11 protein-coding genes are annotated in these 13,751 nt (G+C 57.5%); 8 read left to right on the top strand and 3 right to left on the bottom strand.

Annotated features, from left to right (window positions below; genetic code table 11):
* Window positions 1-22 precede the first annotated feature (22 nt).
* Together GG681_RS05410 and GG681_RS05405 are read left to right on the top strand one after the other, a co-directional pair.
* A complete protein-coding gene (locus GG681_RS05410) occupies window positions 23-2,065 on the top strand; it encodes a hypothetical protein (RefSeq protein ID WP_328593273.1) in 2,043 nt (680 codons plus the stop codon).
* A 356-nt stretch (window positions 2,066-2,421) separates the two neighbouring features.
* Complete coding sequence (locus tag GG681_RS05405; protein ID WP_153545869.1) at window positions 2,422-4,644, top strand: response regulator; 2,223 nt, start codon at window positions 2,422-2,424, stop codon at window positions 4,642-4,644.
* On the opposite strand, the gene yaaA is transcribed toward GG681_RS05405, so the two are convergent.
* The 3 genes from yaaA to GG681_RS05390 form a co-directional block, all read right to left on the bottom strand.
* Window positions 4,641-5,405 (bottom strand): peroxide stress protein YaaA, encoded by a 765-nt coding sequence (gene yaaA, locus GG681_RS05400; protein ID WP_153545867.1) that lies wholly within the window; start codon window positions 5,403-5,405, stop codon window positions 4,641-4,643. The two genes, GG681_RS05405 and yaaA, sit on opposite strands and share 4 nt — an antisense overlap.
* A gap of 43 nt (window positions 5,406-5,448) precedes the next feature.
* Complete coding sequence (recQ, locus tag GG681_RS05395; protein WP_153545865.1) at window positions 5,449-7,497, bottom strand: DNA helicase RecQ; 2,049 nt, start codon at window positions 7,495-7,497, stop codon at window positions 5,449-5,451.
* Window positions 7,498-7,607: 110 nt separating this feature from the next.
* A complete protein-coding gene (locus GG681_RS05390; RefSeq protein ID WP_153545863.1) occupies window positions 7,608-7,892 on the bottom strand; it encodes a YggT family protein in 285 nt (94 codons plus the stop codon).
* Between the two features lie 198 nt (window positions 7,893-8,090).
* Here GG681_RS05390 and GG681_RS05385 point away from each other — a divergent pair, with 198 nt between their 5' ends.
* The 6 genes from GG681_RS05385 to GG681_RS05360 all read left to right on the top strand — a co-directional run bounded on the left by GG681_RS05385 (window position 8,091) and on the right by GG681_RS05360 (window position 13,693).
* Window positions 8,091-9,455, top strand: a complete 1,365-nt coding sequence (locus GG681_RS05385; RefSeq protein WP_153545861.1) for an MFS transporter — start codon at window positions 8,091-8,093, stop codon at window positions 9,453-9,455.
* 44 nt (window positions 9,456-9,499) lie between these two features.
* Window positions 9,500-10,315 carry a penicillin-insensitive murein endopeptidase gene (gene mepA, locus GG681_RS05380; protein WP_153546151.1) on the top strand — a complete coding sequence of 272 codons (816 nt, stop codon included), beginning with the start codon at window positions 9,500-9,502 and terminating at the stop codon, window positions 10,313-10,315.
* Entirely contained in the window at window positions 10,288-11,196 is a 909-nt protein-coding gene (locus GG681_RS05375; protein WP_153545859.1) for an esterase-like activity of phytase family protein, read from the top strand. The genes mepA and GG681_RS05375 overlap by 28 nt, the downstream gene beginning before the upstream one ends.
* A gap of 157 nt (window positions 11,197-11,353) precedes the next feature.
* Complete coding sequence (locus GG681_RS05370; protein WP_153546149.1) at window positions 11,354-11,983, top strand: queuosine precursor transporter; 630 nt, start codon at window positions 11,354-11,356, stop codon at window positions 11,981-11,983.
* A gap of 303 nt (window positions 11,984-12,286) precedes the next feature.
* Window positions 12,287-12,706 (top strand): alternative ribosome rescue aminoacyl-tRNA hydrolase ArfB, encoded by a 420-nt coding sequence (gene arfB / locus GG681_RS05365; RefSeq protein WP_153545857.1) that lies wholly within the window; start codon window positions 12,287-12,289, stop codon window positions 12,704-12,706.
* A 3-nt stretch (window positions 12,707-12,709) separates the two neighbouring features.
* Window positions 12,710-13,693: a P1 family peptidase gene (locus GG681_RS05360; protein WP_153545855.1), complete on the top strand. Its 984-nt coding sequence runs from the start codon at window positions 12,710-12,712 to the stop codon at window positions 13,691-13,693.
* Window positions 13,694-13,751 lie beyond the last annotated feature (58 nt).

Raw genomic sequence — 13,751 nt, 5'->3', positions numbered from 1 at the left:
GAGCAAGGACGAGGATGAGCGCGTGAGTTTTGATATTCTCTTTGATCCGATGCTGCCCTGGCCCGTGATCTGGGCGCTGGCTGCGCTGAGCCTTGTTGCACTGGGGTTGGCGATCTGGCACCGCCTGTCAGGCTGGGCGTTGCGTGCATTGGCGGCTCTGGTGGTGCTGGCCGCGTTGACCGGCCCGGTGTCGCAACGCGAAGAACGCGCACCGCTAAGCGATATTGTCATTGCGCTGGTGGATGAAAGCGCCAGTCAGAGCCTGTCGGACCGCCCGGATCAAACCGCGCAAGCCCTAGATCATATTCGTGATGCCGTTGCTGCCCGCGCCAATACCGAGCTGCGTGAGGTAGTGATTGGTGATGGCCTTGATAACAGCGGCACCACATTGATGCAGAGCCTTTCTGACGCGCTGGCCAATGAGCCGCGCGGACGGGTTGCTGGTATCATTGCGATCTCTGATGGGCAGATCCATGATGCAGAGGCCGCGCCAGAGCTGCCCGCGCCGCTGCATCTGTTGCGCAGTGGCCGTGAAGGTGACTGGGATCGCCGCCTTGTGGTGCAAAAAGCCCCCAGCTTTGCCATTATCGGCGAGCCAGTGACGCTGACCCTGCGCATAGAAGATCAAGGCGCAGCACCGGATGCCGCGCTGGCAGAGCTGGCGATTTCCATCGATGGCGGGGACGCGCAGCGCTTTAGCCTGCCAATCGGGCGCGATTTTGATCTGCCGCTCACCCTGCCCCATGGCGGGCGCAACGTTATCCAGTTTACCGTGCCCACCGCCACAGATGAGCTGACCGATCGCAACAATACCGCGCTTATTCAGATCAACGGGGTGCGCGACCGGCTGCGGGTGCTGTTGGTCTCCGGAGAGCCGCATCCCGGCGGGCGCACCTGGCGCAATCTGTTGAAATCTGACAGCGCGGTGGATCTGGTGCATTTCACCATTCTCAGACCACCCGAAAAACAAGATGGCGTGCCCGTCGAAGAGCTGTCGCTGATTGCCTTTCCAACCCGCGAGCTGTTTCTGGAGAAGATCGAGGATTTTGATCTGATCATCTTTGACCGCTACAAGCGGCGCGGCATTCTGCCTCCGGTCTATCTTGAGAATGTGGCGCGGTATGTGCGCGAAGGCGGTGCGGTGCTGGTTGCAGCGGGCCCTGATTTTGCCAGCGCGGATTCCATCTATCGCTCGCCGCTGGCGCAGGTTTTGCCCGCCCATCCCACCGCGCGGGTGATTGAACAGCATTATCAGCCCAAAGTGTCAGACCTTGGCCAGCGCCATCCGGTGACGTCCGATCTGCAAAATGGCGAGAGCTGGGGCAGTTGGCTGCGCCAGATTGAGCTGGGTCATTCCGAGGGTGATATTGTGATGACCGGTGTTGATGAGCAGCCTTTGCTGATCCTCAACCGTGTGGACGCGGGGCGGGTTGCGCTTTTGGCGTCTGATCATGCCTGGCTGTGGAGCCGTGGCTATGAAGGCGGCGGGCCCCAACTGGAGCTGTTGCGCAGGCTGGCCCATTGGATGATGAAAGAGCCGGATCTGGAAGAGGATATGCTCTGGGCCGAGGCCAATGGGCAGAACATGCGCATCCTGCGCCGCAGCCTGAGTGATGATATCGGCGCGCTGACCATCACCCATCCGGATGGCCGCGAGAGCAGGCTTGAGATGCAAGAGCATGCGCCGGGTCAGTGGGGCGCCCAGTTTGAAGGGCCTGAAATCGGGCTGTATCGTCTGCGCGAAGGCGAAAAGGAGGCGGTCATCGGCCTTGGCCCTGCCGCCCCGCGCGAGTTTGAGCAGACAATCGCGACCGGTGCCTGGCTCAACCCGGTGATCGCATCAATGAATGGTGGGGATGTCTCTATTGATGAGGGGCTGCCGCGGCTGCGTGACATACGTGCTGGACGCCCTGCCGCGGGGCGGGGCTGGATTGGGATTACCCCCCGCAACGCCTATGAGACCCTAGCGGTGCGTCAAACACCGCTTTTACCGGCATGGTTGCTGCTCCTGTTGGCAGCAGGACTGATGGTTGCAGCCTGGCTGCATGAAGGGCGGCGTGAATGATTCCCCGCACCCTTCCGTAAACTTAGCGCAATTCGCTCTACACTATCAGTCGGCATGTCGCTTTAAATATGTAATTGGCCGCATTTGTTGCAGGCGATGGGCCTGCCCATTCCCCACGATGATCATTCTAAACACCTGAAATAAAGAACTTCTCTCATTTTCAAGAGAAGCTTGAATCGAATTCGTTGGGGGAAGCCATCGCATATCGGCGTTCATTTTTGGCAAGAAAGCCGCATCTCGTTTAACGCCATCGCAAGCATTACTCACGTAACACCAATAGGCAACCACATCACGGTGACAGTGTTTTTTCGCGCCGCCGTGCTGTTTTTTACGGCCTAGTTTTGGAGTGCGCAGGGATGAACCTTGCTGACAAGTTGGCAGAAGAGCGGCGGGCCAGATTGGCCGCTGAACGCTTGCTTGAGCTCAAGCAGGCCGAACTGACGGCCGCCAACCGCAAGCTGGGCCGTCATGCGCTGGCGCTGACCAAACGCATTGGGGCGACCCAGGCAGAAGTGGCCAATGTGCGGGTGGAAAATGAGAAGGTCAAATCTGACCTCACCCAGGCCAACGAAAAGATCGAGGTTGCGGAACGGCGGCTTTGGCATTCCATCCAGGCGTTTCAGGATGGGTTTGCGTTTTTTGATTCCGACGGCAAGCTGATCGGGGCAAACACCGCCTATCTGAATATTTTTGACGGTCTCGAAGAGGTTGAGCCCGGCATTTCCTATGTACGGCTGCTGCAGCTTTTGACCGATGAAGGGCTGATCAACACCGGCGATCGGCCAATGGACAGCTGGCGCAAGATGATGACAGAGCGCTGGATGTCGCCAACCCCGGAACCGGTTGTGGTGCGCCTGTGGGATGACCGCTACCTCAAGCTGCTGGATCAGCGCGGCCATGAAGGCGATATGGTGAGCCTTGCGCTCGATATTACCACCACGGTGCAATACGAAGAAGAGCTGCGCACCGCCCGCGAACGCGCCGAAGCGGCAAACCGGGCAAAATCCGCCTTCCTCGCCAATATGAGCCATGAAATCCGCACCCCGATGAACGGGGTTGTTGGCATGGCTGAACTGCTGAGCGACACGGGCCTCAGCACCGAGCAAAAACTATACGCGGATACGATCAAGAACTCTGGCGAAGCGCTATTGGTGATTATCAATGACGTGCTGGATTACTCCAAGATCGAAGCCGACAAGCTGATCCTGCACCCAGAGCCCTTTAACCTTGAGCAGAGCCTGCATGAGGTTGTGATGCTGTTGCAGCCGAGCGCGCGCGACAAGGGCCTGTCGATGATGGTCGATTTCGACCTGTTCCTGCCCTCTACCTTTATTGGGGATCCTGGCCGGTTCCGCCAGATCCTGACCAACCTTGTTGGCAATGCGGTGAAATTCACCAAAAGCGGCCATGTGGCGCTGCGCGCAACCGGTGTGCCCACGCCGGATCAGGACACCTGTGCGATCCATATTACCGTGGAAGACACGGGCATTGGCATTCCCGAAGACAAGCTTCAACATGTGTTTGGTGAGTTCAACCAGGTCGAAGATGAGCGCAATCGCCAGTTTGAAGGCACGGGTCTTGGCCTTGCCATCACCAAACGCCTGATTGAAATGATGGGCGGTGAGATCTGGGTTGAAAGCGACGTTGGCAAAGGCTCTTGTTTTGGCTTCCGTCTGGTGCTGCCGGTGGGAGAGCCCAAAACCATCAATCTGCCCAAACTGCCAGAAAACCTGCGCAAGGTATTGGTGGTGGACGACCAGCCTGCCAACCGTGAGATTGTCGAAAAACAGCTGCTTCAGCTTGGGCTTGCGATCGAACGTGCCTCAAATCCCGAAGAGGCAATGGCAAAGCTGCAGGAAGCCATTGATCTGGTCATCTGCGACTGCGACATGAGCCAAAGCGATGGAGTAGCGCTGCTGCGCGAAATCCGCGCGCGCGCCGCCGAGATACCAATTCTCGCGCTCAGTGCAACACCCAGCGTGGTGAGCAGCGAAGACGTACAATCGCTTGCCAATTCGGTCGTGACCAAACCGGTCATGCGGCTGGAACTGTTCAATAAGATCAGCACTATTTCATCGGATCAACCTGCCCCCGCGCAGGAAACATCGCAGGAAACACCTCCACAAACCGTGGCCGTAGAGGTTCATTCAGATGCCGACCTCGCACAAACACCTACTGGCGCAGAAAAAATGCGCATTCTTGCGGCGGAAGACAACAAGACCAACCAGCTTGTATTCCGCAAGATGGTCAAGGATCTCAATATCGAGCTGAAGTTTGCCAACAATGGGCTTGAGGCGGTGGAGCTATATCAAAGCTACAAGCCGGATCTCATTTTCATGGATATTTCCATGCCCAAAATGGACGGCAAACAAGCCACCAGTGAAATTCGCCGCATTGAATCCACCACCGGCGCACACGTGCCCGTGGTGGCACTGACCGCCCATGCGATGACGGGCGACAGTGAAGGTATTCTGGCGGCAGGTCTGGATTTCTATCTCACCAAACCTCTGCGCAAAAACCTCATCCACGAGCGGATCGAAGCGCATCATCCCGCGGGCGCTGAGCCGTTGAAATCTTAGCCCGCGCGCAAAAACACCGGTTTTGTGGGCTCTGACATCTCGGGCTGATAGGCGTATCCGCCGCTGTCAAATTCCAACACGCCCTCAAGATCGGTGATGCGGTTCTGGATCACATATCGCGCCATCGCACCGCGGGCACGTTTGGCATAAAAGCTGACAATCTTGGCTTTGCCATCTTTGTTTTCCATAAAGACCGGCGTCACTAATTTAGGCTGTAAAACATCCAGATCGACCGCACCAAAATATTCTTGGCTGGCACAGTTCAGCAGGAATTTCGCACCTGTTTCAGACGCTTGCGCATTAAGCGTCTCGGCAATCTGGCTGCCCCAATAATCATAGAGCGATTTGCCACGCGCGTTTTTCAGCCGCGATCCCATTTCCAACCGGTAGGGCTGCATGCCATCAAGCGGGCGCAAAACACCATAAAGCCCCGAAAGAATACGCAGGTGGCGCTGCGCATAGGCCAGTTCATCCGCATCAAGCGAGCCTGCTTCAAGCCCCTGATAAGTGTCCCCCGCAAAGGCCAGCACCGCCGGACGTAGATCTTCGGGAGCGGGTGTGGGGTGAAAACTGCGAAAACGGTCGTAGTTCAGCTTGGCCAGGTTTTCGCTGATATGCATGAGCTTTTGCAGCTCTGCCACCGACAGGCCCTGCGCCACCTCATTGAGATAAATCGCATCCTCCTGAAAGAGCGGCGCGCTCATCTCAATAGTACGTTCATCCCAGTCCAGCTTCTTGGCCGGAGACACAACTACCAGCATTCACTTCCCCTTTGATCTTGGCCCTGTTGATCCTTGATCTGACCTAGCCCGCGCCGCGCAAAACATCCAGAAACGCCGCAGCGAAACGTTCGGCGCGGCGCTCCCCCAAAAGCCGGTTCACACCAAACTCATCATCGGGACGCATCTGCGCAACTTTTGCCAGCATCGAGGCAGAACAGCTTAGCGGTTTATCCACTCCATCTTCACCGCGCACAAGCCGCGATTGCGCCTCAAGCAGCGCATCATAAATTGTACCAGCCCCCGCGCTTGCAAGCTTGCGCCGCGCCGGATGCAGCTGCGCCGCCTCGCCAGTGATCACCGCAAGAAACGCATCGCCGTAACGATCGAGCTTTTTCGCACCAACGCCACCGATCCGCGCCATTTCATCCAGCGTTTGCGGGCGTTTTTCCGCCATCTCAATCAAGGTGCGATCCGGGAAGATCACATAGGCGGGCACTTTCTGCGCCTCTGCCAGGGCGCGGCGTTTGGCTTTCATCGCCGACAAAAGCGGCGCGTCTTCTTCAGATACCAATGCCTTCACCGCCGGGCGGCGGGTGGCCTTGGTAATCGTGTCGCGGCGCAGCTCAATTGTGTTTTCGCCTTTCAGGATCGGCAGCGCCGCTTCTGTCATGCGCAGCGCGCCGTGGCGTTCCGGGTCTGGGCGCACCAGATCATGGCCCATCATCTGGCGAAACACCGCCTGCCATTCGCGTTTGTTATATTCCTGCCCACAGCCATACACCGAAAGCTCATCATGGCGGCGGTCGCGCATACGGTCGGTCTGCTGCCCGGTGAGAATATCAATCAGATGGCCGCTGCCGTAGGTCTCATCGGTGCGCAAAATTGCCGAAAGCGCCTTGCGCACCGCAGTGGTGCCATCAAACACATCAACCGGGCTGTCACATAGATCACAGTGGCCGCAGGGCTCTGCCTCTTCGTCGAAATAGGTCAAAAGGGTCTGGCGGCGGCATTTCAACGCTTCGGCCAAGCCCAAAAGCGCATTAAGACGCGCGTGATCTGCGGCGCGCCGTTCCGGCGGGGCGAGGCCTTCGTCGATCTGGGCGCGGCGCAGGCGGATGTCTTCTGCGCCATAAAGCGTCAGGGTTTCCGCAGGCGCCCCATCACGACCGGCGCGGCCGATTTCCTGATAATAGGATTCAATCGATTTTGGCAGGTCCGCATGGGCCACCCAGCGAATATCCGGCTTGTCGATCCCCATGCCAAAGGCCACGGTTGCGACCACGATCAACCCATCTTCGCGGGCAAAGCGGGTTTCTACAATCCGGCGGTCTTCGGCCTCCATACCGCCATGATAGTGGCAGGCCACATGACCCGCTTCGCGCAGCGCATGGGCCAGCCCTTCGGTCTTGGCGCGGGTGCCACAGTAGACAATGCCGGATTGGCCCCGGCGCGCATCGGCGAAATCAAGGATCTGACGGCGTGGCCCATCCTTGACCGCAAAGGCCAGATGGATGTTGGGACGGTCAAAGCCACGCAGAAAGGCGCGCGGTTGTTCACCATCAAAGAGCTTTTCAACAATCTCTTCGCGGGTTTCCTGATCTGCCGTGGCGGTCAGGGCCACCAATGGCACATCGAGCGCGCGACGCAGTTCCCCGATGCGCAGGTAATCCGGCCGAAAATCATGACCCCATTGGCTGACGCAATGGGCTTCATCCACCGCAATCAGGCTGACCCCGATACGACGCAGCGTATTGAGCGACGCCCCAGAGGCCAGCCGTTCCGGCGCCATATACAAAAGCTTCAGCTGACCCTGTTCGATTGCATCCCAGACCGCATCGGTTTCTTCCGGCGTGTTGCCAGAGGTCAGCGCACCAGCGCAAACTCCAGCTTCCTGTAGCGCGCGCACCTGATCGCGCATCAGCGCAATCAGCGGTGAAATTACCACGGTGATGCCATCGCGCAAAAGCGCAGGCAGTTGATAACACAGGGATTTACCGCCGCCGGTTGGCATGATCGCCAGCACGTTTTCCCCGGCGCTTACGGCATCAACAATTTCGCCCTGGCCCGGGCGAAATTCATCGAATCCAAAAATTTCGCGCAAAAGTGGGGTCGCGCCTGTGGGGCCTGACATTGGGGCCTCGTGCTTGTGAGTGCTGCTCGGGTTTGAGCTACAATCTCACAAGGTGAATCGGGCGGCAAGAGGCCGCCCCAGACGGAAACGCAAGATTTAATCAGGCTACGCTAGAAAGCGGCGGCGTTGTTCACCAGGACAATACGCAGCGCATAGACGCCAACCAGAACCAGAAGCGGCGCAATATCAATGCCTTGCATATTTGGCAGCAAACGGCGCACCGGGCCGTAGATTGGCTCAAGGATACGGTTGAGACCATACCAGATCTGGCCAACAAATTGTTGATGCAGGTTCAAGACCTGGAAGTTGATCAGCCAGCTCATGATCACATGGGCAATGATGAAGAACCAGACGATATCCAGAACCAGCATCAAGATTTGAAACAACGACTGCATGTCTTTTCCCTTTGTTGCAAGAGCCCAATAGGTATGCGGTGTGGAGCCTATGCGCAAGGTTTGTAATGGCAAGCTATTTACGCATGGTAAATCTGCTGTCAGGCTCAAGGTTCTGAGGTAAATGCAAAAATACTATGCCTTGATACTGTTCAAGCGCGTCGCCATAAGAGCAGCCAGCAAAAGACGAAGGGCACGATGATGACAACCGTTTCCAACAGAAAACGCATCTGGGGGTGGTGGTTCTTTGACTGGGCGAGCCAGCCTTATCACACGCTGCTTGTGACCTTTATCTTTGGCCCGTTTTTTGCAGCTGTTGCGGCCGATTATTTCATGGGGCTTGGCACGGCTGAACCTGTTGCCAAAGCGCAGGCGCAGACGCTTTGGGCGCGCTGCATGACGATCACCGGTCTTACGATTGGACTGCTTGCGCCGTTTATTGGTGCAATTGCGGATGCCTCCGGCAGCAAGCTGCGCTGGGTGTTTGGGTTTTCGCTGCTTTATGTGCTGGGCGCATTTGGGCTGTGGTTCATGGCGGCCGATGGCTCAAACCTTTATCTGATGCTGGTAAGCTTTGGCATTGGCTTTATTGGTGCGGAATTTGCCGCGATCTTTGTCAATGCGCAGCTGCCGGGGCTGTCCAAACAAGAAGACGTGGGCGCGGTTTCAGGGTCAGGCTTTGCCTTTGGCTATCTCGGCGGTGTGCTGGCGTTGTTTTTTGTGCTGATGTTGCTGGTTGAGCAGCCAGACGGAAAAACCATTATCGGGCTTGATCCCATCTTTGGCCTGTCTGCTGCCGATCGCGAGGGCACCCGTGCGGTTGGGCCATTCACCGCCCTGTGGTTTTTACTGTTCATCGCGCCCTACGCTTTGTGGGTGCGTGAACCTGTGGCCCCATCGCGCCGCATTGGCCTGATAACGGCGGGCAAACAAGTGCTGGCCTCTATCAAAGCCCTGCGCGAGCGCCAAAGCCTTGGCTGGTTTCTGGGCGCGTCGATGCTCTATCGCGATGCGCTAAACGGGCTCTATATGTTTGGAGGGGTCTATGCGCGCCTTGTGCTGGGTTGGGACATCGCCTCGATTGGGATCTTTGGTATTATTGCTGCGATTTCTGCTGCCTTGTTTAGCTGGCTTGGCGGCAAGGCCGACCGTCATCTGGGCCCGAAACCGGTAATTCTTGGCGCGATCTGGATCTTGATTCTGGTTTCAACCACCATCGTTTCTATGTCGCGCGAGCAGTTCTTTGGCATTGCATTGCAGGAAGGGTCACAGCTTCCTGATGCGCTGTTCTTTATTTGCGGGGTTTTAATCGGCGGCTTTGGCGGCATCTTGCAGGCCAGCAGCCGCAGCCTGATGGTGCGTCATACGCGGGTCGAAAATGCCGCCGAAAGCTTTGGTCTATATGGGCTTTCGGGGCGCGCCACGGCCTTTCTTGCCCCCCTGCTGATCGGCATTGCCACGGCTGTAAGCGAAAGTGCGCGACTGGGAATTATGCCGGTGATTGCCCTCTTTGTATTTGGCCTTCTTCTGCTACGCTGGGTGCGAGCAGAAGGAGATCAGGTTTGAAAACACTACTTGCGTCTTTATTGATTGTTCTCAGCACCGCCGCCATGGCCGCGCCTCCAGCCAAACAGCTGTTTGGAGCCAAGGCAGAAGGATCGGCGCAAAAGCCCGCACCGTTTGGATCTTATGCCAAGGGCTGTGTTGCAGGCGCAGTGGAGCTGGCGGAAACCGGCCCGACCTGGCAAGCTATGCGCCTGTCGCGAAACCGCAATTGGGGCCACCCCGAAACCATTGATTTCATCCAAGATCTGAGCCGGGTCGCGGCTCGGCAAAAGGGCTGGGACGGGCTTTATATTGGTGACATCAGCCAGCCGCGGGGCGGGCCGATGCTGTCAGGCCATCGCAGCCATCAGATCGGGCTTGATGCTGATATCTGGATGCGGCCTGCTGATCGGCTGAACCTGTCGCGCAATGCGCGCGAAAACATCTCATCAATCTCGATGCGGCGCGCAGCGGGCGCCTATGTGAACAGCTCCTGGAGCAAACAACACCACGCGATTTTACGTGCGGCGGCCAAAGATAAACGGGTGGCGCGGATTTTTGTGTTTCCCGGCGCAAAGGTCCAGATGTGCAAAGATGCCAAAGGCGATCGGCGCTGGCTGCGTAAAATTCGGCCCTGGTGGGGGCATCACTATCATTTCCATGTGCGTCTTGCCTGCCCCAAGGGCGCGCGCGGCTGTGTCAATCAGGCCGCACCGCCAAAAGGGGACGGTTGCGCCGAGGCACAGGAATGGGTTCGCAATATTTTAAACCCGCCGCCGCCAAAACCGGTTGACCCAAACGCGCCAAAGCCTAAACCGAAACGCGATTACACCTTATCGGATCTGCCCCAACAATGCGCCGCCGTTTTACGATCAAACTGATTTTGCCAGTGGCCGCCATCTGTGCGGCCGTTGCAGCCTATGCAGCCAATGTTTCACAGACTGCCCCCAATCAGGCCAAGCTTCTGTCCAGCCTGTCGCTGGAGCTAAAAGAACCCTGGTTTGGTGGGCTTTCGGCGGTTGCTGTGGATGCCAAAGGCGAGAATGTGACGGTGCTGACAGACCGTTCACATCTGCTTCAGGGTAAACTTTTGCGCGATGATGGTGCGCTGACGGGCATGCAATTGAAAGCCCATAACCAGCTGCGCAACATCTGGGGCAAAGAGATGAAAAGCGGGCGTGACTTTCTTGACAGCGAAGGGTTGAGCGTCACCCCGGATGGGACGATCTATGTCTCATTTGAAGGCTTTGCGCGGGTCAGCCGCTATGAAACCCGAACCGCCAAGGCCGAAGACCTGCCGCAGCCGCGCAGTTTTCGCCATTTTGGTTTCAACAAAGCGCTGGAAGGCCTGGCAAACGACAAGAATGGCAATCTGTATACCTTGCCGGAAAAAGCACCTGGCGAAGGGTTTCCGGTCTGGCGCTGGAACGGCCGCACATGGCAGCAGCCGTTTGAGGTGCCAAAATCCGCAGGCTATCTGCCTGTCGGGCTAGACATTGGCCCCGATGGGCGGCTCTACCTGCTTGAGCGCAAGTTTGCCCTTGTTGGTTTCAAATCGCGCCTGCGACGCTGGGAGATCGACGGAGATGCAATCCGCAACGAGACGACCTTGTTGACAACCCCGCTTGGCACCCATGGCAACCTCGAAGGGCTTTCGGTTTGGCAAACAAGCACCGGGCAACTGCGGGCCGCAATGGTGTCTGACAACAACTTCCTGTCGTTTCAAAAAAGCGAGCTGGTGGAATATCAACTGCCACGTTGACGCCGCGCTTGACCCAGCGGGAGCCGGTTTTTGGTGAAAATCCAGCATCGGGCGGGTGTCACCACGCTTGATTTTTGCCACAAGATCGCGCATGAGCCGGGCTTGGCTGTTTGACACAGCCCAAGTTGCCGCAACCTTGTTAAAACGGATCCTGTTCATGACCCGCGTACATCTTCCTGGCATTATTGCTATGGCCGCCATCGTGGTGGCGTCGAATATCCTGGTGCAATTTCTCTTTGGTCAATGGCTGACCTGGGGGGCCTTCACCTATCCTTTCGCCTTCCTTGTCACCGATATTATGAACCGGGTTTATGGTGCGGCGGCGGCACGCAAAGTTGTCTTTGTTGGCTTTATCACCGGCGTCATCTGCTCGCTGATCGGCAGCCAGATCATGCTTGAATTCGGCCCTGCCGTGCCGTTGCGGATCGCGATTGCATCTGGCAGTGCCTTCTTGATTGCACAGCTCACCGATGTGGCGCTGTTTAACCGTTTTAAGGCCGGTGCCTGGTGGCGCGCGCCGCTGGTGTCGACTGTTGTGGGCTCTGCGCTTGATACCGCGCTGTTTTTCACCATCGCCTTCTCTGCTTCGGTCACCATCTTTGGCCCTGACGCCGATGCTGCGATCAGCTGGGCCTGGGAAGTTGTGCCATTTTTAGGGGGGGGCGAGCCGCAGCCGATCTGGGTGTCTCTGGCCTTTGCAGATTGGTGTGTGAAGCTATCACTTGCGCTGGTTGCGCTTGTGCCATTCCGCATCATCGTGGGGAAACTCACTACGCGCGCCACATGATTTTGTTTTGACTTTCAAGTTTTCTATGCGAGGCTTCCTTTACGCGTAACATTCAGAAAGGAGGTGCTCTAGTGTCTATTGGGAACTTGGAGAACGGTGTCGGAACAGTTTGGGAGACGCAGCACTGAGGCAGCCCTTAGTGGATGCAACCCTCAAATTGGTGACCGCCTAACCGGCGCACCTCCGAATACTCAAGAAGGGCTGTTCGTTGCGCAAACTCGAGCAGCCCTTTTTATTTGGCCAATGTGGTCACGATTTTCTTTTGCCGTATCCGATGGCATAAGGCGCACAAAGGAAGGTCCAATGCTGCGCATCAATGACACCATAACCCTGCAAGACTGGGAGCTGACCGAGCAGTTCATGCGCGCGTCTGGCCCCGGCGGGCAGAACGTCAACAAAGTCTCCACTGCGGTGGAACTGCGCTTTGAGGCGGAACGTTCCCCCAGCCTGACACCTGCAGTGAAAAAACGCCTGCGCCGTCTTGCCGGCAGGCGCTGGACCAAAGAAGGTGCCATTGTGCTTTATTGTGATGAAACCCGCAGCCAGGCGCGCAATCGCGACCTGATTCGCGAGCGGCTTGCAGAGATGATCGCACAGGCATTGGTGGCCCCGAAACGGCGCATTGCAACAAAACCGAGCCGCGGCTCTATTCAACGCCGGATCGCTGCCAAAAAGCAGCGCGGCGCGGTCAAGTCACTGCGCGGCAAAATCGACGAGGACTGACCCATGCTCCGCCCCGGCCCCCGCAATCTGATCACAGATATTGCCGCGCTTAAGGTGGGCAATGCCGAGGATCAGAGCCTGAAATCCGGGGTGACTGTGGTGACCGCAGATGCGCCCTTTACGGCCTCTTGTCATGTAATGGGCGGCGCACCCGGAAGTCGCGACACTGATTTGCTGGCACCTGATAAATCGGTGGCACAGGTGGATGCATTGGTGCTGGCGGGCGGCTCAGCTTTTGGGCTTGAGGCCTGTTCTGGCGTGATGGAGGCACTACATGCAGCGGGCCGTGGATTTGAAGTTGGCACCGCGCGCGTGCCCATTGCCCCCGGCGCAATCCTGTTTGATCTGCTGAATGGCGGCAACAAGGATTGGGACAAAAACCCCTATAACGCGCTTGGGCGCGCAGCATTTGCCACTGCGTCGCAGGAGTTTGCGCTTGGATCACACGGTGCGGGCACGGGGGCGACCACTGCCACGTTAAAAGGTGGCTTAGGCTCTGCGTCTTTTGTTTTGGAAAGCGGCTACACTGTTGCAGCTTTGGTGGCTGCAAACCCTGTGGGTACCGTCACCACGCCCGGCGAACAGCATTTCTGGGCCGCACCTTTTGAAATTGACGGTGAATTTGGCGCCTTGGGCCCAGACCCCAGGGCAGGTTTTGCAACAGTGCCCACCAAGCTCACCGCAGCAGAGGGCAGCAATACCACATTGGCGATTATGGCCACGGATGCGCCGCTGACCAAGGCGCAATGCAAACGGCTGGCCGTAGCATCCCACGATGGCATCGCCCGCGCCATTGTACCTGCGCACACTCCGATGGATGGGGATCTGGTGTTTGCGCTCAGCACATCAAACGCGGCGCCGGTGGATGCGCTGTTACCGCAATTGTGCCATGCCGGCGCGCTGTGTCTCAGTCGGGCAATTGCGCGCGCAATCTTTCTTGCCCGTCCTGAAACCGGTGATCTTTTGCCCTGTTGGCCGCGAAACTAGCCGCCCCAACAGATAACAAAGGCGCGACCACTGGCCGCGGTTTTTTTTCTGCCGAAGC

Origin of the sequence: Tritonibacter aquimaris, from assembly GCF_009617595.1 — a bacterium.
Classification (GTDB): Bacteria; Pseudomonadota; Alphaproteobacteria; order Rhodobacterales; family Rhodobacteraceae; genus Epibacterium; species Epibacterium aquimaris.
This window is presented reverse-complemented; position numbering and strand designations above follow the sequence as displayed.

Coding starts and splice junctions, on each gene's coding strand:
- GG681_RS05405 (WP_153545869.1), top strand. CDS start 2,422: ATGAACCTTGCTGACAAGTTGGCAGAAGAGCGGCGGGCCAGATTGGCC.
- yaaA (WP_153545867.1), bottom strand. CDS start 5,405: ATGCTGGTAGTTGTGTCTCCGGCCAAGAAGCTGGACTGGGATGAACGT.
- recQ (WP_153545865.1), bottom strand. CDS start 7,497: ATGTCAGGCCCCACAGGCGCGACCCCACTTTTGCGCGAAATTTTTGGA.
- GG681_RS05390 (WP_153545863.1), bottom strand. CDS start 7,892: ATGCAGTCGTTGTTTCAAATCTTGATGCTGGTTCTGGATATCGTCTGG.
- GG681_RS05385 (WP_153545861.1), top strand. CDS start 8,091: ATGACAACCGTTTCCAACAGAAAACGCATCTGGGGGTGGTGGTTCTTT.
- mepA (WP_153546151.1), top strand. CDS start 9,500: ATGGCCGCGCCTCCAGCCAAACAGCTGTTTGGAGCCAAGGCAGAAGGA.
- GG681_RS05375 (WP_153545859.1), top strand. CDS start 10,288: ATGCGCCGCCGTTTTACGATCAAACTGATTTTGCCAGTGGCCGCCATC.
- GG681_RS05370 (WP_153546149.1), top strand. CDS start 11,354: ATGACCCGCGTACATCTTCCTGGCATTATTGCTATGGCCGCCATCGTG.
- arfB (WP_153545857.1), top strand. CDS start 12,287: ATGCTGCGCATCAATGACACCATAACCCTGCAAGACTGGGAGCTGACC.
- GG681_RS05360 (WP_153545855.1), top strand. CDS start 12,710: ATGCTCCGCCCCGGCCCCCGCAATCTGATCACAGATATTGCCGCGCTT.